24 protein-coding genes and 1 pseudogene are annotated in these 23,397 nt (G+C 34.5%); 21 read left to right on the top strand and 4 right to left on the bottom strand.

The genetic code is table 11. The annotated features are described in order from the left end of the window. The first annotated feature begins 2 nt into the window (after window positions 1-2). The 12 genes from secY to ABWU72_RS07440 all read left to right on the top strand — a co-directional run bounded on the left by secY (window position 3) and on the right by ABWU72_RS07440 (window position 9,354). Window positions 3-1,331 (top strand): preprotein translocase subunit SecY, encoded by a 1,329-nt coding sequence (gene secY / locus ABWU72_RS07495; protein WP_010962747.1) that lies wholly within the window; start codon window positions 3-5, stop codon window positions 1,329-1,331. Further along, complete coding sequence (locus ABWU72_RS07490) at window positions 1,328-1,969, top strand: adenylate kinase family protein (RefSeq protein ID WP_007550178.1); 642 nt, start codon at window positions 1,328-1,330, stop codon at window positions 1,967-1,969. Before secY ends, ABWU72_RS07490 begins: the two co-directional genes overlap by 4 nt. A 59-nt stretch (window positions 1,970-2,028) precedes the next feature. Continuing rightward, complete coding sequence (gene rpsM / locus ABWU72_RS07485; RefSeq protein WP_010962745.1) at window positions 2,029-2,397, top strand: 30S ribosomal protein S13; 369 nt, start codon at window positions 2,029-2,031, stop codon at window positions 2,395-2,397. Window positions 2,398-2,421: 24 nt separating this feature from the next. Further along, window positions 2,422-2,808 (top strand): 30S ribosomal protein S11, encoded by a 387-nt coding sequence (gene rpsK, locus ABWU72_RS07480; RefSeq protein WP_213863584.1) that lies wholly within the window; start codon window positions 2,422-2,424, stop codon window positions 2,806-2,808. Window positions 2,809-2,829: 21 nt separating this feature from the next. After that, window positions 2,830-3,897: a DNA-directed RNA polymerase subunit alpha gene (locus ABWU72_RS07475; RefSeq protein WP_077188176.1), complete on the top strand. Its 1,068-nt coding sequence runs from the start codon at window positions 2,830-2,832 to the stop codon at window positions 3,895-3,897. A gap of 7 nt (window positions 3,898-3,904) precedes the next feature. Continuing rightward, a complete protein-coding gene (gene rplQ / locus ABWU72_RS07470) occupies window positions 3,905-4,333 on the top strand; it encodes a 50S ribosomal protein L17 (RefSeq protein ID WP_007550873.1) in 429 nt (142 codons plus the stop codon). Window positions 4,334-4,356: 23 nt separating this feature from the next. Further along, window positions 4,357-4,707, top strand: a complete 351-nt coding sequence (locus tag ABWU72_RS07465) for a YraN family protein (RefSeq protein WP_012673177.1) — start codon at window positions 4,357-4,359, stop codon at window positions 4,705-4,707. A gap of 41 nt (window positions 4,708-4,748) precedes the next feature. Then, window positions 4,749-5,309, top strand: a complete 561-nt coding sequence (gene atpH / locus ABWU72_RS07460; RefSeq protein WP_155968332.1) for an ATP synthase F1 subunit delta — start codon at window positions 4,749-4,751, stop codon at window positions 5,307-5,309. Further along, window positions 5,306-6,847 (top strand): F0F1 ATP synthase subunit alpha, encoded by a 1,542-nt coding sequence (gene atpA / locus ABWU72_RS07455; RefSeq protein WP_012673176.1) that lies wholly within the window; start codon window positions 5,306-5,308, stop codon window positions 6,845-6,847. Before atpH ends, atpA begins: the two co-directional genes overlap by 4 nt. Window positions 6,848-6,856: 9 nt before the next feature. Continuing rightward, a complete protein-coding gene (gene greA, locus ABWU72_RS07450) occupies window positions 6,857-7,351 on the top strand; it encodes a transcription elongation factor GreA (protein WP_007549342.1) in 495 nt (164 codons plus the stop codon). Window positions 7,352-7,357: 6 nt separating this feature from the next. Beyond that, window positions 7,358-8,002: a 3,4-dihydroxy-2-butanone-4-phosphate synthase gene (gene ribB, locus ABWU72_RS07445; protein WP_007549343.1), complete on the top strand. Its 645-nt coding sequence runs from the start codon at window positions 7,358-7,360 to the stop codon at window positions 8,000-8,002. A 71-nt stretch (window positions 8,003-8,073) separates the two neighbouring features. Beyond that, on the top strand, window positions 8,074-9,354 hold the full coding sequence (locus tag ABWU72_RS07440; RefSeq protein ID WP_155968334.1) for a M48 family metalloprotease: 1,281 nt from the start codon (window positions 8,074-8,076) through the stop codon (window positions 9,352-9,354). A 27-nt stretch (window positions 9,355-9,381) separates the two neighbouring features. On the opposite strand, the gene ABWU72_RS07435 is transcribed toward ABWU72_RS07440, so the two are convergent. Further along, window positions 9,382-9,711 (bottom strand): TrbC/VirB2 family protein, encoded by a 330-nt coding sequence (locus tag ABWU72_RS07435; protein ID WP_155968336.1) that lies wholly within the window; start codon window positions 9,709-9,711, stop codon window positions 9,382-9,384. A 94-nt stretch (window positions 9,712-9,805) separates the two neighbouring features. Continuing rightward, window positions 9,806-10,540 carry a 3-oxoacyl-[acyl-carrier-protein] reductase gene (fabG, locus tag ABWU72_RS07430; protein ID WP_015589136.1) on the bottom strand — a complete coding sequence of 245 codons (735 nt, stop codon included), beginning with the start codon at window positions 10,538-10,540 and terminating at the stop codon, window positions 9,806-9,808. Between the two features lie 266 nt (window positions 10,541-10,806). On the opposite strand from fabG, the gene ABWU72_RS07425 reads away from it, so the two are divergent. After that, the gene (locus ABWU72_RS07425; RefSeq protein WP_174516815.1) at window positions 10,807-12,327 is read left to right on the top strand and encodes an HlyD family type I secretion periplasmic adaptor subunit; all 1,521 of its coding nucleotides are present in this window, start codon (window positions 10,807-10,809) and stop codon (window positions 12,325-12,327) included. Window positions 12,328-12,469: 142 nt separating this feature from the next. Then, entirely contained in the window at window positions 12,470-12,754 is a 285-nt protein-coding gene (locus ABWU72_RS07420) for a transposase (protein ID WP_264724049.1), read from the top strand. 9 nt (window positions 12,755-12,763) lie between these two features. Here the strand turns inward: ABWU72_RS07420 and ABWU72_RS07415 are convergent, their stop codons facing one another. Together ABWU72_RS07415 and ABWU72_RS07410 are read right to left on the bottom strand one after the other, a co-directional pair. Then, window positions 12,764-13,675, bottom strand: coding sequence for an Rpn family recombination-promoting nuclease/putative transposase (locus ABWU72_RS07415; RefSeq protein ID WP_174515810.1), 912 nt, complete (start codon window positions 13,673-13,675; stop codon window positions 12,764-12,766). 289 nt (window positions 13,676-13,964) lie between these two features. Further along, window positions 13,965-15,311: an IS110 family transposase gene (locus tag ABWU72_RS07410; protein ID WP_174515809.1), complete on the bottom strand. Its 1,347-nt coding sequence runs from the start codon at window positions 15,309-15,311 to the stop codon at window positions 13,965-13,967. A 420-nt stretch (window positions 15,312-15,731) separates the two neighbouring features. On the opposite strand from ABWU72_RS07410, the pseudogene rnhA reads away from it, so the two are divergent. The 7 genes and pseudogenes from rnhA to ABWU72_RS07375 form a co-directional block, all read left to right on the top strand. Continuing rightward, window positions 15,732-16,169, top strand: a pseudogene (gene rnhA / locus ABWU72_RS07405) (ribonuclease HI); the annotation flags it as partial. A gap of 80 nt (window positions 16,170-16,249) precedes the next feature. After that, window positions 16,250-18,121: a DNA mismatch repair endonuclease MutL gene (gene mutL / locus ABWU72_RS07400; RefSeq protein ID WP_353284028.1), complete on the top strand. Its 1,872-nt coding sequence runs from the start codon at window positions 16,250-16,252 to the stop codon at window positions 18,119-18,121. Window positions 18,122-18,189: 68 nt separating this feature from the next. Continuing rightward, a complete protein-coding gene (locus ABWU72_RS07395; protein WP_353284027.1) occupies window positions 18,190-19,128 on the top strand; it encodes a helix-turn-helix domain-containing protein in 939 nt (312 codons plus the stop codon). A gap of 170 nt (window positions 19,129-19,298) precedes the next feature. Next, window positions 19,299-19,964 carry a RadC family protein gene (locus ABWU72_RS07390; protein ID WP_264731837.1) on the top strand — a complete coding sequence of 222 codons (666 nt, stop codon included), beginning with the start codon at window positions 19,299-19,301 and terminating at the stop codon, window positions 19,962-19,964. Between the two features lie 170 nt (window positions 19,965-20,134). Beyond that, window positions 20,135-21,319, top strand: coding sequence for a hypothetical protein (locus ABWU72_RS07385; protein ID WP_353284026.1), 1,185 nt, complete (start codon window positions 20,135-20,137; stop codon window positions 21,317-21,319). A 65-nt stretch (window positions 21,320-21,384) separates the two neighbouring features. Then, complete coding sequence (locus tag ABWU72_RS07380; protein ID WP_353284025.1) at window positions 21,385-22,305, top strand: helix-turn-helix domain-containing protein; 921 nt, start codon at window positions 21,385-21,387, stop codon at window positions 22,303-22,305. A 46-nt stretch (window positions 22,306-22,351) separates the two neighbouring features. Continuing rightward, window positions 22,352-23,329, top strand: a complete 978-nt coding sequence (locus tag ABWU72_RS07375; protein ID WP_353284024.1) for a helix-turn-helix domain-containing protein — start codon at window positions 22,352-22,354, stop codon at window positions 23,327-23,329. Window positions 23,330-23,397: the final 68 nt, after the last annotated feature.

Raw genomic sequence — 23,397 nt, 5'->3', positions numbered from 1 at the left:
TCATGGGCAATAAATCAGCATTTAATAGCTTGGATCCTACGTTGTTATATAAAGGCGATTTATTAAAGCGTATATTTTTTACGCTAATAGCTTTAATTTGCTATCGCTTGGGTACTTATGTGCCTATTCCTGGAATTAATCTTGATGTAATTAATGATATATTTCCCAAAGATGGCTCAGGCGTTTTTGGAGTATTTAATTTATTTTCTGGTGGTGCATTGGCTAGAATGACAATTCTAGCATTGAACGTTATGCCATATATAATGGCTTCTATCATTATTCAGTTACTTTCTTCTGCGATTAAAGGAATGAAGGAAGTTAAGAATGATGGAGAGTCAGGCCGTAGAAAGATGAATTCTTATATACGCTATCTGACCATAGTAATTTGTGTATTTCAATCAATTCCAATTTTGGTTGGATTGGAAGGGATGAATAGGGAAGGGGTATTGGTTGTAATCGAACCTGGTGTTATGTTTCGTACAATAGGTGTTTTCAGCCTTTTAGGTGGAACTATGCTTTTAATATGGCTTGGTGAACGAATCAGCGCTAGCGGTATAGGCAATGGTATCTCATTAATCATTTTCACGGGTATAATATCAGAGTTACACAGCGCTTTGTCATCTTTGTTAACGTTAAATAAAAACGGTAGCGTATCGTTATTTATTATCCTTTTTGTTTTGGTATTGTTTTTTTTGCTGCTACTCTTAGTCATTTTTGTAGAGTCTTCTTATAGAAAGGTTATTGTTCAACATCCTAAAAAGCAATTTAAAAGATTACATAATGACGATTTTACTTATATTCCATTGAAGATTAATTTATCTGGTGTAGTACCAACCATTTTTGCTAATGCAATTTTATTGACACCTATTTCAATTGCAAATTTCTATAAGGGGCACGCTTTTTCTGATTTTATTTTGAATTACTTTATGGCAAATAAAGTAGTATATATTGTAGCCTATTTGGTGCTGATAGTATTTTTTAATTTTTTCTATACCAATTTTATATTTAATCCAGAGGAAAACGCAGATTTTCTTAAAAAAAATGGTGGTTTTATACCTGGTAGAAGGCCTGGGAAACATACTTCTGATTACCTTCAAGATATAGTTTTTAAGTTGACATTCATTGGCTCTGCGTATTTGGTAGTCATATGTACTGTACCTGAAGTTATGAGATATTATTATGATATACCATTTATTTTTGGTGGGACGAGCTTACTGATTATAGTGAACGTTATTACTGATACTATTATGCAAATACAATCTTATATTTTTTCAAATAGGTACGACAACTGGATAAAGAAATATGAGTCTAAAACGAGGAAAGTAAGATGATCATTACGATTTTTGGTCCTCCAGGTTCTGGTAAAGGTACTCAGTCAAGCTTGTTAATAGCAAAATATAATTTAAAATTAATTTCAGTAGGGGATTTATTAAGGAATATTATATCTAGCAGTAGTGAGTTAGGTAAAAAAATAAAGGGTACCGTGGAATCTGGTAATTTAATTCAAGATGAAATTATATGTGGATTATTACGTGACCAGCTTGCATTAGTGGATGATAATTGCTTATTAGATGGTTTTCCGAGAAATTTAAACCAGGCTCATTTTTTGACTCAAGTTTTGCAAGAAAAATATAATAGGGATGTTGACATTGTAGTTGAGCTGCAGCTTGACGATAATATTGCAATCGATAGGTTAAAAAATCGTCTCGCGTGTTTGGACTGTAAAAGCATATATAGTGTATCTTCTTTTAAGAGTACTACTTGTGCTAAATGTAAAAGTACGAGGTTAGAGAAAAGAATTGATGATGCTGATATGTCTGCAATTAATAAGAGAATAAGTGAATATCACCTTCAAATGAAAGGTTTACGCGAGTATTATAAAGGCAAATTATTAACAATTGACGCTAATTTGAGTGTTGATGAGGTAACGCAAGAGATTGAAAGTAAAATTTCTTGTAATTTGGTTTGACTCTGAGTTGTTTTATGGTATAAATTAAGAGTTGTTATTAATAAAGTATCGAGGTACCAGTGGCACGTATTGCAGGCATAAATATTCCAGTGAGGAAATGTGTTCCTTTTGCATTAACTTATATATATGGTATAGGTATTGCTACTGCGAATGTAATTTGTCACGCTTGCGAAGTTGATAAGCGCAAACGTGTTTCAGAATTACGAGATGAAGATATAGAAAAGATCAGCGGTTTCATTAGACAAAATTATGTTATAGAAGGTGAGCTCAGAAAAGAAGTGGCTATGAACATAAAATCTTTAGTGGAAATGGGATGCTATAGAGGGGTGAGACATAGAAAAGGTTTACCTGTGAGAGGGCAAAGGACTCATACTAATGCTAAGACTCGTAAAGGTAGATCTCGGTTGCCTATTGCTGGGAAAAAATAAAATTTATTATTATTGTGAGTTTTAATGAAAAAAGTCAAAACGGTTAGTAAGAGTAAGAAGGAGTTTATTACTGGTGTTGTCCATATTCGTGCAACTTTTAATAATACTTTTGTAAATGTAACTGATGTTCATGGTAATACGCTATGTCAAACTTCTGTGGGTGCATGTGGTTTTTCAGGTTCGAGAAAATCCACACCTTATGCTGCAGGTAAGGCTGCGGAGGCTGCTGCGAAGAATGCAATAGAGAGATTTGGTATGAAGGTTGTCTCTGTAATAATTCGTGGTCCTGGCTTTGGTACTGAAGCTGCGGTTAAAGCACTTCAGAGCTGTGGGTTGACTGTGACTTCAATTGCAGATAAAACCGCAATTCCTCATAATGGGTGCAGGTTAAGAAAAAAAAGAAGAGTATAGGATATTTGAAAAGGTTGTTTTATGTATTATAATAATGATGTGTCTCTCTGTAGCAATTTAGATAAATTGATTAAACCTAGTTCAGTTAAGGTAATATCAGATGATTCAAGTGAAAAAAGTGATATAGTGCTAGAACCGTTGGAAAGTGGTTTTGCTTTAACATTAGGTAATGCATTAAGACGTGTAATGTTATCTTCTCTTAAAGGTAGTGCTGTTTATGGAATAAAAATTGAAGGTGTAACTCATGAGTTTACTTCAATTCAAGGGGTGAGAGAAGATGTAACTGATATAGTGTTAAATATGGGCATGTTGAGGTGTAAATTAAATGGTGCTTCTAATAAATGCTTAAATTTAAACGCTAAAGGGCCTTGCCAGGTATTAGCTGGGATGATAGAAACTGATGATCAATGCTCTATTGTTAATAAGGATTTATTAATATGTACGCTGGGGCAAAATGTAGAGCTTAACATGACCATATATGTGGCTAGCGGAAAAGGTTATCTTCCTGTAATTAAGTATAAAGAAAACGAACTTTTGAAGCTTATGAGTGAACAGGATTTAATTGGTTTTATTCCAGTTAATGCTTTGTATAGCCCTGTCAACAGGGTTTCGTACAGGGTAGAGAACAGTCGTGTTGGCCAAGTGACTGATAAGGATAAGCTGATATTGTCAATTGAAACTGATGGTACAATTTCTCCGAGTCAAGCTGTTGACTCTGCTGCAAGAATATTACAGGAGCAACTTCAGCCCTTTATTAGTTCTGATGTAAGTTATAAAAAATCGCAGGTTTCTTCGTCTAGTGGTGCTAAAGATTTGGGTTATGACCCTGTCTTATTGCGTAAGGTAGATGAAATGGAATTATCTGTCAGGTCTCATAACTGTCTGAAAAACGAAAACATCACTTATATAGGTGATCTTGTGCAAAAGACAGAAGGTGAAATGTTAAGAACTGCTAATTTTGGCAGGAAGTCTTTGAATGAGATTAAGGCAGTTTTGACTAATTTTGGCTTATCTTTGGGTATGAATGTGCTAAACTGGCCACCTAAGGATATAGATGAGTTGGCTAAACAACATACTGATGAAGATTAGGTGATATATGAAACATGGAATAAAAAAACGTAAACTATCTCGTTGTACTGAACATAGATTATCGACGTTAAAGAATCTATCTATCTCATTAATTAACCATGAGCAGATTGTAACTACTTTACCAAAAGCTAAGGAACTTCGTCCATATGTCGAAAAGTTTATTACAATTGCTAAGAATAAGAATACTTTACATGGTAGAAGACTTTTGCTTTCACGCCTTCATAATAGTAAGTTAGCAGTTGATAAGTTATTAAACGTCTTAGCCAGCCGTTATCAAGATCGTAAAGGTGGGTATTCTAGAATAATAAAATTTAGCACTCGAAAGGGTGATTGCGCTTCAATGGCAGTGATAGAACTGGTTGATAGGGATATTGCAGCAAGAGGTAAGGTTTATAGTAAAAATAAAGAAGGAGGCAAAGTAGTTACACAAAGTTAATTGTTATCATAATTGTTCTTCTTGTGGTAAGTAGGTTACGCTACTTTGTAGGTTACTTTGGCGAGTTATTAGTTTTAGTATATTTAAAACTGAAATGGTATAATGTTATAAAACGCCGTTACCGTTGTAAGTTCGGTGAAATTGACTTAATTGTATCTAAAAAAAAGGAGCTGATTTTTATAGAAGTTAAAACAAGTTTACTTGGAAAAGAAATACCGATATCTCATCTTCAATGTCAGTCTATTATAAATTCTTCTAAGTATTTCTTAAGTAAAAACCTTAGTTTTTTAGATTATTCAGTCAGATATGATTTATATTTTCTTTCCTTAAAGAGAAGACCTGTTTATATAAAAAATGCTTGGATTGAAGAATGAAAGATTTGTAGCTGAATTAATTTAGATTTACTGGATTTAATATGAAAAAGACCCAATACAATAATTTAGTTTCATCTTACGCTAGAGTGCTATTTCATGTCTCAGGAAGCAGGTTAGGTATTATAAGGAAAGAAGTAGAATTTTTGTTGGCTTTTTTTAAGGATCAACGTGATGTTTTTGTGTACCTATCTCATCCTATGATTTCTTTTGCACACAAAAAAGAAGTGATGCTTTCTATAAATGAGCACTTGAGTGAGAATTTAGTAAAATTTATTATGGTTATATTTGCAAATAAACGCTCTAGTTTATTGATCCTTATATTAGAAAAATTCTTAAGTCTTGCAAGAGAAAATGAAAATGAATTCGAAATTAGTATAAAGTCAGCAGAAACTTTAAAGGAATCTGATATAAAAATAATTACTGAATCTTTGAGCTTTCTTGGTAAAATAATAAAAGTAAGCAATGTGGTTGACCCTTCTATACTAGGTGGCTTCGTAGTTAGGTATGGTTTTAATTTGATCGATGCTTCGCTAAAAAGTTACTTGGATAGGTTAGTTGACTTAAGTAAAATGGAAATATTAAAAGTAAGGAATTTTGTATGAAGAACAGTATGAATGTTTCTGAGATAGCAAGTATAATAAGAGAAAAGGTTGAGACGTTTGATAATCCTATAAAGCGGGAAAATATAGGTGAAGTAATTTCAGTAACAGATGGTATCGCATTGGTTTATGGGCTGGAAAAAGCAAAATTCGGTGAAAAGGTATTTTTTGCAAGTGGTGTAGAAGGAATAGTTCTCGATTTAGATCATGATACGGCTGGAATAGTTGTGCTTGGTAATGACCGTGATGTGAAAGAAGGGGACGTTGTAAAATGTAGTGGTGATGTTGTGCAGGTGCCTGTAGGGCATGAATTGTTAGGGAGAGTTGTAAATGCGTTGGGCCATCCTATGGACGACGGTGGGGAAATTAGAGCCAAAAACAGAATGGATATAGAATCTAAAGCGCCAGGCATTATTGATCGTAAGTCTGTGCATGAGCCACTGCAAACAGGAATTAAAATTATAGATTTGCTAATTCCAATAGGTAGAGGGCAGCGTGAATTAATTATTGGTGATAGACAAATTGGTAAAACTACTATTGCGCTTGATACTATTATCAATCAGAAGAAGATTAACGATGAGGTAAACGAAAATCAAAAAGTTTACTGTGTTTATGTTGCTATTGGGCAAAAAATTTCAACAGTAGCAAAAGTGGTAAATAAGCTGAAAGAAAGCGGAGCATTAGAGTATACAACTGTAGTTGTGGCTAGTGCATCTGACTGCGCGCCTATGCAATTTTTAGCACCTTATGCTGGTTGCACTATTGGGGAATTTTTCCGTGACAATGGAATGCATTGTTTGATTATATATGATGATTTATCTAAGCATGCTGTGGCATATAGGCAGATGTCTTTATTGCTCAGACGTCCTCCTGGTCGTGAAGCTTACCCTGGAGATATATTCTATGTACATTCTCGCTTGCTTGAAAGAGCTGCTAAAATGTCTGATAAAAAAGGGCAGGGTTCTTTAACTGCTTTGCCAATTGTCGAAACTCAAGCTGGTGATGTATCTGCATATGTGCCAACAAATGTTATTTCAATTACCGATGGGCAGATCTTTCTTGAGTCTGAATTATTTTATAAAGGATTTCGACCTGCAGTAAATATAGGTTTGTCAGTTTCACGGGTTGGTTCTGCTGCACAACTAAAGTCTGTGAAGAAAGTTGCTGGTTCTATAAAGCTAAGCTTAGCTCAGTATAGAGAATTAGAAGATTTTGCAAAATTTGGTTCTGATCTTGATGCTAGTGTTCAATTATCCTTGAATAAGGGTAAATATCTTGTCGAGTTATTAAAGCAAAAACAACATTTACCTATGTCAATAGAAGAGCAAGTAGTGCTGATGTATATTTTTTCTAACCTATATAATCAGTTAAGTAAAATACAAATAAGTTACATTAATAAATTTGAACATGATCTTATTAATTATTTTCATACTGTACACCCTGGGGTTTTAAAAAAGTTGTCAAATGACATGAGTGATGATATAAAAGGTGATATTTTTAACATTGTGAGTAATTTCGTTACTCAATTTAATTGCGTTTAGGTGGTGATTATGGCTTCATCCATTATTAATAAATTTCCTATGACGAGGGAAGGTTTTGAGAATATGCAAGCCGAACTTGAAAAATTAAAGGAAGAAAAACCTTCTGTGATACAGGCTATTTCTGATGCTCGTGATCAAGGTGATTTGTCTGAAAACGCAGAGTATCATGCAGCACGGGAAAGGTTAGGTTTTATTGAAGGCCGTATAATGGAGATAGAAAGTAAGCTCTCACATGCGGAAGTAATAGAAGTAAAAAATTTGTCTGGTGATTCAGTAATGTTTGGTGCAACTGTGACATTAAGCATGTTAAGTGATAATAACGGTGAAGTGGAATATGTTTATAAGGTTGTAGGCGAATATGAAGCTGATGTTTCAAAGCAGTTAATATCTACTAGTTCACCACTTGGGAGTGCCTTAATCGGCAAAAAAGTCGGTGAATATGTGGAAGTGACAGTGCCAAATGGAGAGAAATTGTATAAAATAGTTAAGATTGAATTTAAGTAAATTATTATGGTACAGGCCACTTATGCTTCAATGAGTCTACCAGGTATTTCTTCTGTGGAAGATGTATTAGAGGATGCTCGTTCCGGTAAATTATTCATTTTAGTTGATGATGAAAATAGAGAAAATGAAGGCGATTTGATTGTCTTAGCTGAGAAAATAAAGCCGGAACATATGGCTTTTATGGTTAGGTACGGTACAGGGGTTGTTTGCTTAGCAATGACTAAATTTCACATGAAAAGGTTGGGCCTTAATTTCATGGAAAAGAAAAATATTGGTGAAAATCATACCGCATTTACTACATCAATTGATGCACGTTATGGCATTACAACCGGTGTTTCAGCAGAGGATAGAACGAAAACTATACATGCTGCTATCAACAAGGATGGTACTCAGGATGACATCATAACTCCAGGTCATGTTTTTCCTGTAATTGCACATAAAGGTGGGGTGGCACAACGTGCTGGTCATACTGAAGCGAGTGTTGAAATGGCGAAGTTAGTAGGGTTTGATCATTCAGCAGTTATTTGTGAATTAGTGAATGATGATGGCTCTATGATGCGCTTACCTCAGTTACTTAAATTTGCTGAACAACATAAAATTAAGTTAACTACCATCGACAAACTTATCAGTTACGTTAAAAATTTAAACTAGCGTTTATAAATTTGTATAATTTAAGTGTTAAAATATAGAATTTCTATAAATTATACAAGCACAGAATTTTCATGTTTAGAGTTGCTAAGTTTTTGACCTTATTGTTCTTTTTTGCATATTGTAATAATGCTTACTCTATTAACATTATTAGAGATAGTGAAGTGGAAGCAATAGTGAAAGAGCTAGCGCAACCTTTATTTTCTGCTGCGGATATTGATCATGAGCAAATAAAAGTTTTTATAATTAATGACAATTCGATTAATGCTTTTGTAATTAACAATAACAGTATTTTCATTCATTTAGGACTTTTACAATATTCGGCTAAACCTTATGTCCTGCTTGGTATATTAGCACATGAGATTGCTCACATATCTGCTGGTCATATATTGCAAATGAGTAGTGCTATGGGTTATTTTCAATCGATAGCAATGATTAGTTATATGGTAGGATTAGTTTCTAGTATTATCATTAACCCTCAGGTTGCTGGTGCAATTTTGCTTAGTGGTGTAGCGTTTAGTTCAAGGCTATTTTTTAACTATTCTCAAGAGCAAGAAAGTGTAGCAGATAGCTATGCTTTAAGGTATCTTGATGAATCTGGCTATGATAATTCAGGTATGAAAGAGATTTTTGATTATTTTAAAAGTATTGAGCATGAGAACACCGAGGAATATTTCCGCACTCACCCACTTAGTGAGAAACGTATATTTGCTGTACAAAATTATAAGGTTAAAAACAACGTAAAACCAATTTTTGCGGATAAGTTACTAAAGTTTGAGCGTGTGGTTGCCAAGCTAGACTCTTTCTTTGCTCCTATTCATGTGTTATCTAATAAATATGAAAATAATTCTGAGTATGTAAATGCTATAGTTTGCTATAGGCAAGGAAAGATAGAAGAGGCTATTGCTAAAGTTAATTCATTGATTCAAGAGTCACGCAATGACCCATACCTATATGAATTAAAAGCAGAAATGCTATACAAGGCCGGAAATTTAAGTGAAGCAATAAAAATGTATGAGGAATCGCTTAGGTATTTATCTGAGAAAAACAGTTATTTAGTGAAACTTGCATTATCTCATACTTTATTATTACACGGTGATGCAAAAAAGGCGATTTTTTACCTGGAGCAGATTTTGAATGTAGAACCAGATAACGCTTTTTTCTGGAAGTATTTAAGCATTGCATATAAATGTGAAGCTGATACGGCAATGCATTATTTTGCCTTGACAAAAAAGGCTTGTATTGAAGGTGATTTAAAGCAATTTACAAAATATGCTGAGCTAGCTGTTAAAACTTTACCAAAAGATAGCCCTTATTTGTTGCAAGTTGAAGATATGAAGCGGTTTAATGGATAACAAAAAAGCATTTCTGCACTTTTTGGATTATTTTTGTCCACACTTTTCCAACATAGTTTTTGCTTCATCGCTTACGTTGGGCATAATTTTCGTTATGATAGTTTTAGCGCCAAAAAATACACCACAGAACATGCCAAGAGCAAAGAGGGCTGGCCACGGCATCCTGCCAAATATTGCAAGCAAAGCTGCACCAATTATTACTACCGTCATAAGTGGACCGCCTATCCCCCAAACATAACCAATAATATTGCATATTACTTTAGTTGTGTCATCCATATCAGGGTCAGCTGCATAACCTGAGAAAGAGAAAAGCAATACTACGCAAAAAACACTAAAAAATTCCATTATAGAGCTCATTTTTTTGCCTCTAAGTAATAAATTAACCTAAACCTACACCTACACATTTTTTATTTTAAAGTAAAAATTATAATTTGTCCATACATAAGTGTTGCTACATAAATAACCCACCATTAATATTGAGCACATGCCCTGTTATATATTTTGCTTCATCACTTGCTAAAAACAAGACCCCTGCTGCTATTTCTTCCCCTGTTCCCATTCTTTTCATTGGAATATTATCTAATATTTTTCCCTTTTGTCCTTCATTTAAAACTTCAGTCATTTTAGTATCTATAAACCCAGGAGCAATACAATTTACTGTTATATTACGACTTGCAACTTCTTTTGCTATGGATTTGCTCATAGCTATTATTCCAGCTTTAGACGCCGCATAATTTGCTTGCCCGGCGTTTCCTGTCAGCCCTATTATTGAGGAAATATTTATAATTCTTCCCCAATTATTCTTAATTAGTTTTCTGCATGCTTCTCTACTCAGCTTAAATGTAGAGCTCAAGTTAATATCAATTACTTTTTGCCATGCTTCATCTGTCATTCTCAATAATAAACTGTCTCGCGTAATACCCGCATTGCATACGAGCCCGTCAAAGCCTTCCATCAGCTCACTTGCTCTATTTATTAGTTGATTTACTTCCTCAGCATTTGATAAATCACAAGGGAGTACATGCATGTTTTTTTCATATTGTTTAGCAACTTCTTCGAGCACTTCTTTTTTTGTGCCAGAAATACATAAAGTTGCTCCGGCTTTGTGCATAATTTTTACAATTGCTTGCCCTATTCCGCCTGATGCGCCAGTAATCAGGAACTTTCTGCTTTCCAATTTAAGCATAATAACTTTATATTATCTTAATTCCTAACAGAATATTGACTAGTTGGCAATAGATTTCTTACATAATATAAGTAACTCAGATATTCACAAAATAAAGAAAAAGTTATAATAAAGTTAAACGTCAAAAAATTTTAAAAACATAGTTGATGCAGGAATTGTTACTAAATAGTTTATTCTGGTGCTCTACAGTCTAAATGGAATGCTTAAATTATAGATTCTTTGTTTTTGTGTGTTATCTTGAGTTAACACAAATTCACAGTAGTATTATGATAAGTAAGTTAAAAAAGCTTAGCGCTGGATTTTCTTTGACAGGCTTGATTGGCCATGGTGATAATATAAATATGCAAGGAGCAAAAAATAAAAAGAAGAAGTACCCAAAATTTTTGGATAAGACGTTTGCATTGATTGATGCAGTGATAAATTTTATTTTAAAACGCGAAAGTAATAACGTAAATGAAGTCCTGAAAGTAACATGGGGACCACTATTTTTTGGTCTGGTAGTAATACTCATCTTTTTTGGGATAGGTGGTATTTGGTCGGCTATAGCTCCAATTGACGGTGCGGTGCATGCAAGTGGAGAAGTTATTGTATCTTCAAATAGAAAAATAGTTCAACACTTGGGCGGAGGAATAATAAGCAAAATTTTAGTAAAAGAGGGTCAAGCAGTTAAAAAAGATGAGCCTCTAGTTTTGTTGAGTGATGTTAACGAGAAGGCGAATTTAAGTATCATCAAAGAGAAGCTCTTATCATTTTTAGCAACAGAAGCAAGGCTTCTTGCAATCAGAGTAGATTTGGACACGCTCGAGTTTCCTGATGAGGTTAAAAAATTATCTCACGATGAACTTGTAAATAAAGCGATAAAGAATCAAGTAAAGTTGTTCAACTCTCAGAGAAAGAGCATATTGGGAAAAACAGACATACTGCAACAACGTATAAAGCAGTTAAATGATGAATTAGCGGGGCTAAACTTTCAACTAAATGCAGCTCATAAGCAATATGACTTGATAACTGAGGAGTTGGAAACAAAAAGACAATTACTTGATAGTGGCCATATAAGCAAACCACACATTTTAGCTTTAGAAAAGCAGTTTGCTGAAATTGAAGGCAGAGTTGGACATTACCGTTCTGCAATATCTCAAGTGCAGCAAAAAATTGGAGAGAACGAATTAGAAATTATAAACGTGAGAAATGATTCTCAAGAAAGAGCAAACGCTGAACTTAAGGAAGTTAGTACGTCTATTGCAGACTTGAAAGAGAGACTGATGGTTGCTGAAGATTCATTAGCACGTACAATAATTAAATCGCCTCAAGATGGGATAGTCACAGATATAAGATACCATACTGAAGGTGGTGTTATACAATCTGGAGTTCCGATCATGAGCGTAGTGCCATCGGATGATGACCTAATAATAGATGCTAAAATTCAGACCAGAAACATAGAAGAGATACTGTCAGCACAAAAGAAAGATAGCAACATAGTCTCTATTGATGGGCTAGAAGGGCTAAAGGTTAAAGTTCGTTTAAGTGCTTACAGTGCACGTCGTTTAAGTTTAATTAATGGTATAGTAAGCAATATTTCTCCCGATGCCCTTGATGATCCAAGGCTAGGGCGTTATTATTCAGTACGTGTAGTGATACCAAAACCAGAGCTTGCTCAGTTTAAAAACGTATACCTATACCCTGGTATGCCAGCAGAAGTGTACATAGTTACTCAATCTCGTACTCTTTTATCATTCTTGTTTACGCCTATAATTGCAACAGTCGATAGGTCTTTTATAGAAAGGTAGCTCACTCGTTAAAGTAGTAGTGAAAGTGCCGTAATAAAATTTAGGTACATAATTAGACAATAGGCTTCTTGACCTTACCCAGAAAAAGTGGAGAGAAAGAAAGGAGTTTTTTCGGGTAAAATAAAATTTTGGAGGATTAGAAATGGCAAGAGAATATACGGCAGAATTCAAATTGGAAGCTGTTAAGCTGGCAAATGAACAAAGAAAGGCAGGTCAAACAATTACAAAAATAGCAAAGGATTTAGGAATAAAGGGTGGTTTATTAGGAAAATGGATAAAGAAACACAACGAAAAAAAGTCAGCGGCAAATGCATTTCCAGATGTAGCACCTTATGACAAAGAGAGATTTGATTTACAGAAAGAGTTAGCAAAAGTAACAAGAGAAAGAGACATTTTAAAAAAAGCCCTGGCCAGTCAAAAAGAGTAAAATATTTTTTCATAAAAGAGCATATTGAGGAAGGCCGGTTATTTGGGAGGTGATATCAATGGAAACACCAGCCTTAAGTAGGTTTTTTGCGACTTCAATTTTTTCTTCTTTTCTGCCTTCCTCTTTCCCTTTCTCCCTGCCCTTTTCATGCCCGATTTGGATGCCTTCTTCTCTACCTTCTTCTCTAGCATCATCAAGTTTTTGAGCGAGGATGCCTTCTTCTTTCCGCAGATCCATTATCCTTTCTTCGTACGCTATCAGATCTTTCTCATTCCAGCGAAACTTGTCTAACTCATCGTATGCTAGCTTTATTATTGGCGATTTTTCTGCAATATCTTTTAGGTCTTCATCTGTAGTATCTTCTGCATACTTGAAAAAAAAGCACCAGCGCTCTATTGTACTTTCTAGCTGCTCTACTTTGTTTTTTGCGAATTTAGGCAACTCAATAAAGACAAACTGAAAATCTTTTAAGTAATGTCCGTTGGTTTTTATATCTCGTATATTATGAGTGGAAATATACTCAACCTCCTCAGGAAATAGCGTATTATCGGAAATAGCAATAAAGAATACTGTTTTTAAATCGATGTACTCGCCACCTTTTCCAACCTGCCTTGAATAAGCTTTAGCAGCATATAGCTGAGCGCGTTTCTCAAAGCCTCTATCACGAGCGAGCTGCATCTCAATCACGTATCTGAACCCACTAGAATCCTTGCAAAGGACGTCAACAATGCTTTGTTTATCAGAGGCGACTTCAGGATCCATATAGGTGCTAAGAAACTCAACTTCTTGTATAGTATCTATCCCGGTAAATCCTAAGATATCATTGAGGAAGTGAATAAGAATGTTTTTATTTCTTTCGGTACCAAAGACCTTTTTGAAGGTTAAGTCTAATTTTGGATTGAGAAACTTAGAAAGAGCCATAGCAAGAATACCTAAAAAGCATTAATAATTATACACAATTCTGAAGAAATATTCAACTCTTTTATGCTGAGGTCTATTAAAGTGGTAAATTTAGCTGAATTTCAAGAGTTGGCAAAAAACTACCTTCATAGATGATCCTAGAATGCTACTACGCACCTTAGACGTCCTTTTGTACATCTTTTTATATCCCCATCATAAAGCGCCTAAAAACCCCGGCAAATGAATTCATGAATTTAGTAGCTATAAAAAACTTCAAAAATACCTATTTTGGGTGTGAGAGGCTAATCTTCTAAGAAACTCTTTCTGCTAGTAGCTCTTTTTTAATCAAGACATAACCAAATTCACTAGCTTTCTTGCTTAGAGTCTTCACTATTTTTTCCTTATATAACTTTTCATAGTAATCAATGCCCTTCTCTACATATTCCTGTCCATACTTTAGCATACTATAAAAAATGCACGCCAATTTCCTAGCCGTAGCGGTAATCGCTTTCGGTGCTCCTAGTCGTTTTTTTAACCTTCTGCAATATGCACCAATCCCACTGTTGCTTCTTGACACACACTGGGCAGCCATCCTAAAAGCATTTGCAGCACGAGCAATAACTTTGCGAGTTCTAGTCCCAAATACTTTTTCCCCTGTAACTTTATTAGCAGGACTTAGCCCCAACCAAGAAGTAAAGTGCTTCTCTGATGGCCATTTATCGTGGTTCAAACCAACTTCTGAGATAATTGTTTGTATAGTTAGCACATCAAGCCCAGGAACTTTAGTAAAATCAATACCGGTTACTCTATACAGTTCTTCGTGTAAAGGAAAGTCTGGTCTGTTTTTTGAAAACCTATTCTTTATTTTGCTGCATCGCTTATTCTCGTCAGATTTTGTTTCAAATGTTTTGTAATATTGTTCGATGCTTTTGTCGCATTCTGCTATTTTTTCCTGATAAATATTATACAATTCAAATTCTTGCTTTAACACAAATAAGAGTTCCTTTCTGTAGTCGCCTTTTAGCGCTTTTGCCATGGTAGATCTATCATTTCTTATCCGTACATCTCTCAATTCTGATAATTTTTCAGGATTCCTTTCACCTTCAATTATTGCTTTGATAATTTGCATACCGGTCACTCCAGTAATATCACTTATGACTTTGTGTAATTGAACGTTCATTTGAATTAACGCTTTTTGCATACGTAGAATATGTGTGGATGCACTTTCAATCAGGTTGCTACGTTGCCTAACGTAATTACGCAACACACACATTTGATCATCAGGTCTAAACGACCCATGGAGTAATCCATAGCTGTGTAATTGTTGTAACCATTGACAGTCTTGAACGTCGGATTTTCTACCAGGCACGTTCTTAATATATCGTGCATTTACCAATTTTACCTCAAATCCATATGACTCAAGTATTTGAAACAAAGGAATCCAATATACTCCTGTTGATTCCATAGCTACTGTTCTAACTTTACATTTCTTTAACCACCCTGCTAAGTTATGAAGATCAACTGTAAAGCATCCAAATTTTTTGACACGTTGTTCATCTCTTCCTTCAGGTACACATACATAATGTACAGCTGAGCCGATATCAATTCCTGCTGTATCAGGATTCACTATTTCTAGTTTACTTTTTGCCTTTATCATGGTAATTATCCTACTATAACTTATAATGGAGAAGCACTTAAGCTTGGGACGGTTAGATTATACAATCTTCTAATCGAGGTAGTCATAATAGACTCCATCAGTGGTTTAACCGTTCCTCCAAAACCACGCTCCTAAACGGGCACTTAAGCACCATTGATCAGTCGGTTATAACTGCAGAAGTACTTCTTGATAAATTATATATAAAAATTGCTATGGAAGTGAAGAAATAGTTTCTTTCCGGTTTAACAAGATTTTTTTCTTGTTCGACGCTCCTAATAAAAATACGAGCCTAAAAGCTCAATTACCTAACATCGTGAGGACAGGTTTGTCAATCTCTCACACCTTATATTTTAAAATATTCAAAAAATAATATCAACATATTTTGGTAGCAAATTTACGTTGAATCTATATCCTGTAAGTATGGGCGAAAAAAAGAAGGTTATAATATATACAGATGGAGCATGTTCTGGAAATCCAGGGCCTGGTGGATGGGCAGCCGTGGTAATGTATGAAAATAAAAGTGTCTTTATCAAAAAACGTATCTCTGGAGGTGAAGAGAACACAACAAATAACAAAAAGGCTGTAATTAATGGGCTAAAGATGTTAAAAATTTCCTGCAGAGTTATTGTACACACTGATAGTCAGTATATTAAACAAGGTATAACAGGATGGATCAACAAGTGGAAAACAAATGGTTGGAAGACAGCTGATAAAAAGCCAGTAAAGAACAGGGAATTATGGCAGGAGCTAGATGAAGTTGCTTTACAGCATGATGTTAATTGGAAGTGGGTTAGAGCTCACAGTGGTAATACCTATAATGAAGAGGCAGATAGACTTGCTAGAAAGGAATCTAAAAAGCTAAAATATAGAGATTGTGAGATCAAGAAATCACAAAAAAATAGAGGGAGCTCTAAGTTTCATAGATTGGAGGGAGTGTTATGGCAATAATTCTTTTAGACACAAAAACTATAAACCGTATAGCAGCAGGAGAGGTAATAGAAAGGCCAGCGAGTGTAGTAAAGGAATTAGTAGAAAATGCAATAGATGCTGGAAGTTCAGAAATAGAGATTAAAATAGAAAGTGGTGGACGTAACCTTATAACTGTGATAGATGATGGAAATGGAATAGAAAAGAACGATCTGGAACTAGCACTTATGAGGCATGCCACTTCAAAATTAAGTGATAGTGAGTTAATAGAGATCAGACATCTTGGCTTTAGAGGAGAGGCTCTGCCTTCAATTGCAGCAGTAAGCAGAATGAAATTATCATCCAAGGCAAGTGGAGCAAAGGAAGCATGGTCTATAAGATATGAGGGAGGAGAAAAAATAAGAGAGATTACCCCTTGTTCTTTGTTGCAAGGTACATATATTGAAATTCGTGACTTATTTTTTGCCACACCAAATAGATTAAAATTTCTAAAAACCGAGAGGGCAGAAACACAAAGCATTGTTGACATTGTAAATAACTTAGCAATGATTAACTATAGTATTGGGTTTACTCTCGCTTCCGGTAATAAAAAGCTCTTAAAATATGTTAAGCAAACTTCATTATTTAACAGATTATGTGAAACAGAAGAAGAATTTCAGAGCAATTCGCTGGAAGTTAAAGAGGAAGAAGACGGCATCAAACTTACGGGACACATCTGTAAACCAACTATTAGTCGTGGTAATTCAACTCAGATCTATACGTTTGTTAATGGAAGGCCAATAAAAGACAATCTACTTATTGGTGCAATTCGATATGCGTATCAGGACTTTATTCCAAGTGGGAGGTATCCTTTTGCAGTGCTGCACTTAGAGATACCATACGATCAAGTAGATGTAAATGTGCATCCAAATAAATCAGAGGTAAGGTTTCAGAACAAGAGGCTAGTATATGAAATAGTGAGAAGAGGGCTAATAAAAGCGTTGTCAATGAGAATAGGTACCTCTTCAGTGAGTGATATTGATGGATCTAGGTGTCAAGGTATTGGAGAAGAACTGGGTGGTTCGTCTTTTGATGTTAGTGAAAGTCAAAGGAATAATGAGCGTGTTAATAATGGAAAAAGCAGAGAAGTAAAGGGTCGAAAAGAATTTTACGAAAGAAGGCCAAGTCCTTTTGAGAATCAGCTAATGAAAGAATTCAACTTGCCAAATGCAGGAGAGAAAGGCTTATCAGAACGGTCAGAATCATTTGACTATACTGGTATACAGAGATTACCACTACAAGCGGAGACTATGGTTTTAGAAAGGGAGCAAATTGATTTAATAGAGGATCATCCTCTAGGGTATGCACGCTGTCAGGTCCACAGTACTTACATTATTGCTGAGGCTAAAGGCAAATTAATTATAGTAGATCAGCACGCAGCTCATGAAAGATTGATATACGAGTGCTTAAAGCAAAAATCAAGCATAAAAAGACAGAAACTTCTTCTTCCTGAAACAGTTGAAATCAAAAACCAAGCTGGAATGGAGATGATTGAAACTTATAAAGATGAGCTTTTTGAAATGGGTTTTGCTATTGAAATAGAATCAGAAGATAAAGTAAGGGTAAAAGAAATACCTGCAATTTTAGGAACAATAAATGTGAGAGAGATGGTGATGAATATAATTGATAGATTAATGGAGATAGGAGATACGCTACCTATAGAAGAAAAAGTGAGCAAGATACTAGCTACCATTGTGTGCCATAGAGCTGGAAGGGAAATGAAGTTGGAGGAGATGAATGAGTTGATGAGACAAATGGAGGAAACACCGTATGCTGATCACGGAAGACCAACGTATATAGAAATGAAACTAAGTGATATAGAAAAATTGTTTGAAAGGAGATGAGTTCAGTTTGTCAAAAAGGTTCTCAATTAAGCATACGTAACAGCTCTTCTGGTTATGGAGTATAAAATGTGAAAAAAGAGAATAATTACTCTAATTTTTTATATTATAAAGTAGTAGGACAGAAAGTAAGAAGTTGTAGGATAGCAAAGGGGTATACTCAAAAAGATTTAGCAAAAAAAATCGGAACAACATATCAGGTAATACTGCAATATGAAAAAGGAACACGCAGAATTTCAATTAAGAAATTATATGAATTAGCAGAAGCATTATCAACAACTGCTAGAGATCTAGCTTGCGGACAAGAAGTATCAAATGAGGAAAGGTATGAGGAAGAAGAGATATTAAATCTAGTAAGAAGACATAAAGAGATTAAGGATCAAGAATTACGTGAGACGTTTTATTTATTAACTAAATTCATCCGTATTAGTGAGGAAGAAAGTGGAAAGGCAGTAAAAATAGAGGTGGCAAAGGGTTTAGTTAAGGAAGGAGTTTCTGCTCATGTTATCTATCAAACGACCAGTTTATCTATTGATGAATATGATAATGATGAGAAAAAAATTTCCATTCCGTATAAAGTAGGTCAAAGAATAAAAGAATGGAGGTTGAGAAGAGGATACACTCAAGAAGATTTAGCAAGTAAAGTGGGTATAATAAATCAAAGAATATATGAATATGAACAAGGACGAGCTGGTGTTTCACTTGAAATGTTAGATGAAATAGCAAAGGTACTATTAATTAATATTACAGATCTGCTTCCAGAAACAAGAGAAAATGAGAATAGTGAAGTGGAACTATCAAGGTTAATAGAAGAATACAAAAAGATTAAAAGCCAAGAACTACGTAATGTACTAATAAAATCTCTGTTTGAAAGCATACAAATTTGCAAAAAGAAAGTGAAGAAAGTAGAAAAGATGAAAATTGCAAAGAATTTAGTTAAGGAAGGAATTTCTATCAATATTATTTTAAAAACAGTGGGCATCTCTTTAGACGAAATTCAACAAATTTAAAATAAAAAATCAGTATCTATTAATATCTTTACTTTTTGATGAAAAAATAAGTAAAAAAGATTGAAAAATTGATTTGACTTCACTCAAAAGCTATGGCCTTATGCCAATGCTGACAAAAAAACAGCAGTAAATATATAAAAACATTTTGTTATTAGTGAAGGGTAATTTTTATGAATAATAAGAAAGATCGTAGAGAAGAAATAGAATTCAGAGCATTAGAAAGCAACGGTAAAGCACTACTTGATCGTGAAGTAATAGAAACGTTTCTAAGTGCAGTGCATGACAGGGAAGAAGCTCGAGTTATTGCTAGAAAGCTAATAGATAATTTTGGAATAGGAGGAGTTTTAGGCCAGGAAATAGATGACTTGAAAACTATAGAAGGGATAACTGACTCTACAGTAGCAGTAATTTTATGCCTAAAGGAAGCTGCAAAGAGGGTACCAAGAGAAGAGTTAAAGAAAGGACCTGTAATGGATAACTTGGAAACCATCGTAAAATATTTGAGGGTGAGTATTGGTTATTCAGAGGAGGAAAAGATGAAAATAATATATTTTGATCAAAAGTGCCGTTTAAAGGGGGAAGAAGTGTTTACTGGTACAGTGGATAAGGTACCTTTTTACATAAGAGAAGTAACAAGAAAGGCATTAATAAGAAAAGCGACGTCAATAATAATATCGCATAACCACCCAGAAGGAAGGTTAAAGCCATCTGATGAGGATGAAGCTGTAACTAAAGACTTGGCTAAAGCTTGTCAGACTATAGGAATTAGGTTACTGGATCACATTATCATTACAAGTGTTGGATATTTTAGTTTTAAAGAGCAAGGACTGTTATAAAGCAGATATTTGAAGATTTTCATGAGTTGTTTAACTACTTGAATGAAGAAAGTATTTGCAAATACATTAATCATTGCTTATAATTAATGAGAAAGTATATATTAAATTAATTATAAAGTAATAAAGTCAGTTATAGACTTAGTAAAATATATTTAATAGCGGAGGCTAATATGAGTAATAAAATAATTGTACCTTTTGATGATCAAGAAGGAGGTACTTACGAGTTAAACATTGATCTTGATAGATTATCAAAAGGTGAGGTGTTAAATGCTATTGTAGGAATTGGCCGTACTAAGGAGCAATCCACCTTTGTAAGCAAAATTAATAAGGCTAAAAAGCCTGAAGAAATAGCACCTTTCCCTGGTAGAGAAGTTCGCGAAAACAAAATCAACTATGGGAAAGGATTTGAATATGTTTATGGCACAAAACCTGTAAGTGATCAAGAAGATAAAAATCCATTTGCTTCAGCTTTGAAAAAAATAAAGCCAAGTGCAGAAAAGTTGAGCTGGTTTAAGAGTGCTGTGGTAAGAGCAAAAAGTCCAAATGAACTGCACAAGGTTGTAGACGAAGCACTAGCTGCTGGAGCAAGGCTAAATGCATGTAATGATGGAGAGTGGAGCTTCGCGGAATATGTGATACTGGGCACACATTTTCATAAATTTGATAAGGCTGATCGTAAAAAGCTAATACGTAAATTAATGCTAAACGGTGCAGAGTTTCATGATACTTTATTGGAGAATAAATTGATAGGTGAAATCTATAATGAGCTACAACCAGAAGTTCAGCCACAGATAGATGAGAGACTAGAAGAGCTAGAGAAAGCTGGCAAAAGTGCTGTGCAAGAAGGAGAATTAATAGATGTTGAGATAGATAATACAACATCGTATATAGAATTTTCTGGGGATAGCAAGGTAGAGGTAGCCAAAATACTGAGAGAGTTAGGAAGTAATATTGTAAAAATTGGCAATGATGCAGTTGAGGTTAAAAGTGAGAAAGGAGGTGTAAGAAACTATACCGATATGTCAGATGGAAGTTCTGTTGTATTAGAATTTCCTACAAGCATTGGTGAGCTAAATATTATATTGTACCAGGATGTAAAAAATTGCAATCAAGTACAAGTAAAAGTAGCGGATAAGGAACTATGGGCTGAATTACAAAAAAGGGGGGAAAAAATAGGAAAAAATTGCCTTTTCGGTGGAGTAAAACTTAAAGAAGCAGTAGAGAGAGGTAATTTCACTAGATGTGGCATATGGAGTGAAAAGTATGCTATAAAAGAGATTAGCAATGATGAAGTATTGTCTTCATGGGTAAATAGGGTATGTGGAGGTAGTAAAGAAACCTTTAGGGAACTTTAATTCATTTATTTTAAGGTTCCAGAGTTTACTGGAGCCTTTGAGCTATAGTAGAAAGTATTATATATATGGTTTTTTGCGTGGAAAAAAGTCTAGATTATGAAGTAAGACAAAAAGTAAAAAGTTGGAGGTTAGAGCGAGGTTATACTCAGAAGGGTTTAGCTGAGAAAATTGGTGTAAAGTACTGGGTAATACTGCAATATGAGAAAGGGAACCGTAAAATTCCAATTAAGAAGTTATATGCCATAGCAGAAGCATTATCAGTAAATGTTAAAGGTCTAGTTTGTGGAGAGACACTACCAAATGAAAAAAGATATTTTGAAGATGAAGAAATATTAAATTTAGTAAAGGGGTATAAGGATGAAGAATTAAGCGAGGTATTTTATTTATTAACCAAATTTATTCGTTTAAGCGAGGAAAGAAGCAGAAAAGCGGTAAAAATAGAAGTAGCAAGGGGTTTGATGAAAGTAGGAGTTTCTGCTCATGTTATCTCTCGAATAACTAACTTATCTATTGGTGAGTATGAGGAGAACAAAATTCCGGTTCCATACAAAGTAGGGCAAAGGATAAAAGAGTGGAGATTGATACGAGGATATACACAAAAAGATTTAGCGGATAAAGTTGGCATAACAAATCAAGGAATATACGAGTATGAACAAGGGAGAGCTGCTGTCTCACTTGAAATGTTAGATGAAATAGCAAAGGTATTATCAATCAGTATCATAGATCTACTTCCCGAATCAGATGAGGATAGTGAAGCGGAAGAAAAGCTATCAAACTTGATAGAAGAATACAAAAAGATTGAGAGTCGGGAATTACGCGATATGCTAATCAAGTCTTTATTTGAAGGTATACATGTTTGTAGAGAAAAGGTCAGAGAGGAAAAGAAGATTGAAGTTGCAAGGAATTTAGTGAAAGAAGGAATTTCTGTTGATATTATCTTGCAAGCGACAGGCTTATCAAATTATATGATTGAGAAATTTTTGTGATTTCATAAAAACTTAGCCAATAGTGGATTTTTTTGTGATAGAATATATGTTTGCTTCTGTAGGAAAAACAGCTTTTAGAGGATTTATCTATGATAATTCAGAGCATGTTGGCTCAGTAAGCTACGAGCTAGGGGAAAAAATAGAAGGTTGTAGGATAGTACAAGGGTATACTCAGGCAAAGTTAGCAAGCAAAATTGGTTTAACACATAAGGAAATACATAACTTTGAACTAGGGTGCAAGGCTATTGCAATCAAAGAATCGTATATAATAGCAGGAGCATTGTCAGTCAATGTTGTAGATCTACTTCCAGGACCAACAGTACTAAGAGAAAACAGTTGGTATGAAGATGAGGATAAAGAAATAGTCTATCTAACAAAAATACATAGAGAAATTAAGGATCAGGAATTACGCAAGAAGCTGTATCCATTAGTAAGGTTTGTATATATTAGCGAGAAAATTAGTCAAGAAGAAGCAAAAATAGAAGTAGCAAGGAATCTAGTGAAAGAAGGAGTTTCAGTTGATATTATTTCCCAAGTGACTCGCTTATCTACTTACGAATATGATGATATAGAGGAAGAAATTTGTACTGATTCTATACTCTACAAAGTGGGGAAAAGGATAAAAGAGCAGAGATTAATACGGGAATACACTCAGGAGGACTTGGCAAATAAAATCGGTTCAACACCTAAAGAAATACACGACTATGAACGAGGATATACAGACATTCCAATTGAAATATTATATAAGATAGCAAAGACATTATCAGTTAACATTAAAGCTCTTGGACTAACAGAATATGAAAATGAGCCAGTTTTGCGGTTTGTAGGTAAATGCGAAAAAAGTGAGGATCAAGAATTACTGGATACAGTAGCTAGATCTTTATCTGAAGGAATGCAAACTGGTAAAGAAAAGGTTAAAAAAGCAGAGAAAATCAAGATTACAAAAGATCTAGTTAAGGCAGGTATTGCTATTGATATTATTGTGCGAGCAAGTGGCCTAACTGCTGATGAGTGTAAAAATTGAATTGTATTTAAGATATAAGTAAAAATGGTTAATATATTATCTATTCTAAATCCTTATTTAGCTCTGCA

Source organism: Wolbachia endosymbiont (group A) of Lypha dubia (assembly GCF_964028575.1).
GTDB lineage: Bacteria > Pseudomonadota > Alphaproteobacteria > Rickettsiales > Anaplasmataceae > Wolbachia > Wolbachia pipientis.
Note: the sequence above shows the minus strand (reverse complement) of the source record. Positions and strands in the feature narration are given on the sequence as shown.

What these genes read in the sequence shown, in the direction of transcription:
- ABWU72_RS07435 (WP_155968336.1), bottom strand. Translation starts at nt 9,711, where the DNA reads ATGAGCTCTATAATGGAATTTTTTAGTGTTTTTTGCGTAGTATTGCTT.
- ABWU72_RS07375 (WP_353284024.1), top strand. Translation starts at nt 22,352, where the DNA reads ATGTTTGCTTCTGTAGGAAAAACAGCTTTTAGAGGATTTATCTATGAT.
- ABWU72_RS07440 (WP_155968334.1), top strand. Translation starts at nt 8,074, where the DNA reads ATGTTTAGAGTTGCTAAGTTTTTGACCTTATTGTTCTTTTTTGCATAT.
- rpsK (WP_213863584.1), top strand. Translation starts at nt 2,422, where the DNA reads ATGAAAAAAGTCAAAACGGTTAGTAAGAGTAAGAAGGAGTTTATTACT.
- ABWU72_RS07490 (WP_007550178.1), top strand. Translation starts at nt 1,328, where the DNA reads ATGATCATTACGATTTTTGGTCCTCCAGGTTCTGGTAAAGGTACTCAG.
- fabG (WP_015589136.1), bottom strand. Translation starts at nt 10,540, where the DNA reads ATGCTTAAATTGGAAAGCAGAAAGTTCCTGATTACTGGCGCATCAGGC.
- ABWU72_RS07425 (WP_174516815.1), top strand. Translation starts at nt 10,807, where the DNA reads ATGATAAGTAAGTTAAAAAAGCTTAGCGCTGGATTTTCTTTGACAGGC.
- rplQ (WP_007550873.1), top strand. Translation starts at nt 3,905, where the DNA reads ATGAAACATGGAATAAAAAAACGTAAACTATCTCGTTGTACTGAACAT.
- atpA (WP_012673176.1), top strand. Translation starts at nt 5,306, where the DNA reads ATGAAGAACAGTATGAATGTTTCTGAGATAGCAAGTATAATAAGAGAA.
- ribB (WP_007549343.1), top strand. Translation starts at nt 7,358, where the DNA reads ATGGTACAGGCCACTTATGCTTCAATGAGTCTACCAGGTATTTCTTCT.
- ABWU72_RS07410 (WP_174515809.1), bottom strand. Translation starts at nt 15,311, where the DNA reads ATGATAAAGGCAAAAAGTAAACTAGAAATAGTGAATCCTGATACAGCA.
- ABWU72_RS07475 (WP_077188176.1), top strand. Translation starts at nt 2,830, where the DNA reads ATGTATTATAATAATGATGTGTCTCTCTGTAGCAATTTAGATAAATTG.
- atpH (WP_155968332.1), top strand. Translation starts at nt 4,749, where the DNA reads ATGAAAAAGACCCAATACAATAATTTAGTTTCATCTTACGCTAGAGTG.
- ABWU72_RS07390 (WP_264731837.1), top strand. Translation starts at nt 19,299, where the DNA reads ATGAATAATAAGAAAGATCGTAGAGAAGAAATAGAATTCAGAGCATTA.
- secY (WP_010962747.1), top strand. Translation starts at nt 3, where the DNA reads ATGGGCAATAAATCAGCATTTAATAGCTTGGATCCTACGTTGTTATAT.
- mutL (WP_353284028.1), top strand. Translation starts at nt 16,250, where the DNA reads ATGGCAATAATTCTTTTAGACACAAAAACTATAAACCGTATAGCAGCA.
- ABWU72_RS07385 (WP_353284026.1), top strand. Translation starts at nt 20,135, where the DNA reads ATGAGTAATAAAATAATTGTACCTTTTGATGATCAAGAAGGAGGTACT.
- ABWU72_RS07420 (WP_264724049.1), top strand. Translation starts at nt 12,470, where the DNA reads ATGGCAAGAGAATATACGGCAGAATTCAAATTGGAAGCTGTTAAGCTG.
- ABWU72_RS07415 (WP_174515810.1), bottom strand. Translation starts at nt 13,675, where the DNA reads ATGGCTCTTTCTAAGTTTCTCAATCCAAAATTAGACTTAACCTTCAAA.
- greA (WP_007549342.1), top strand. Translation starts at nt 6,857, where the DNA reads ATGGCTTCATCCATTATTAATAAATTTCCTATGACGAGGGAAGGTTTT.
- ABWU72_RS07380 (WP_353284025.1), top strand. Translation starts at nt 21,385, where the DNA reads ATGGTTTTTTGCGTGGAAAAAAGTCTAGATTATGAAGTAAGACAAAAA.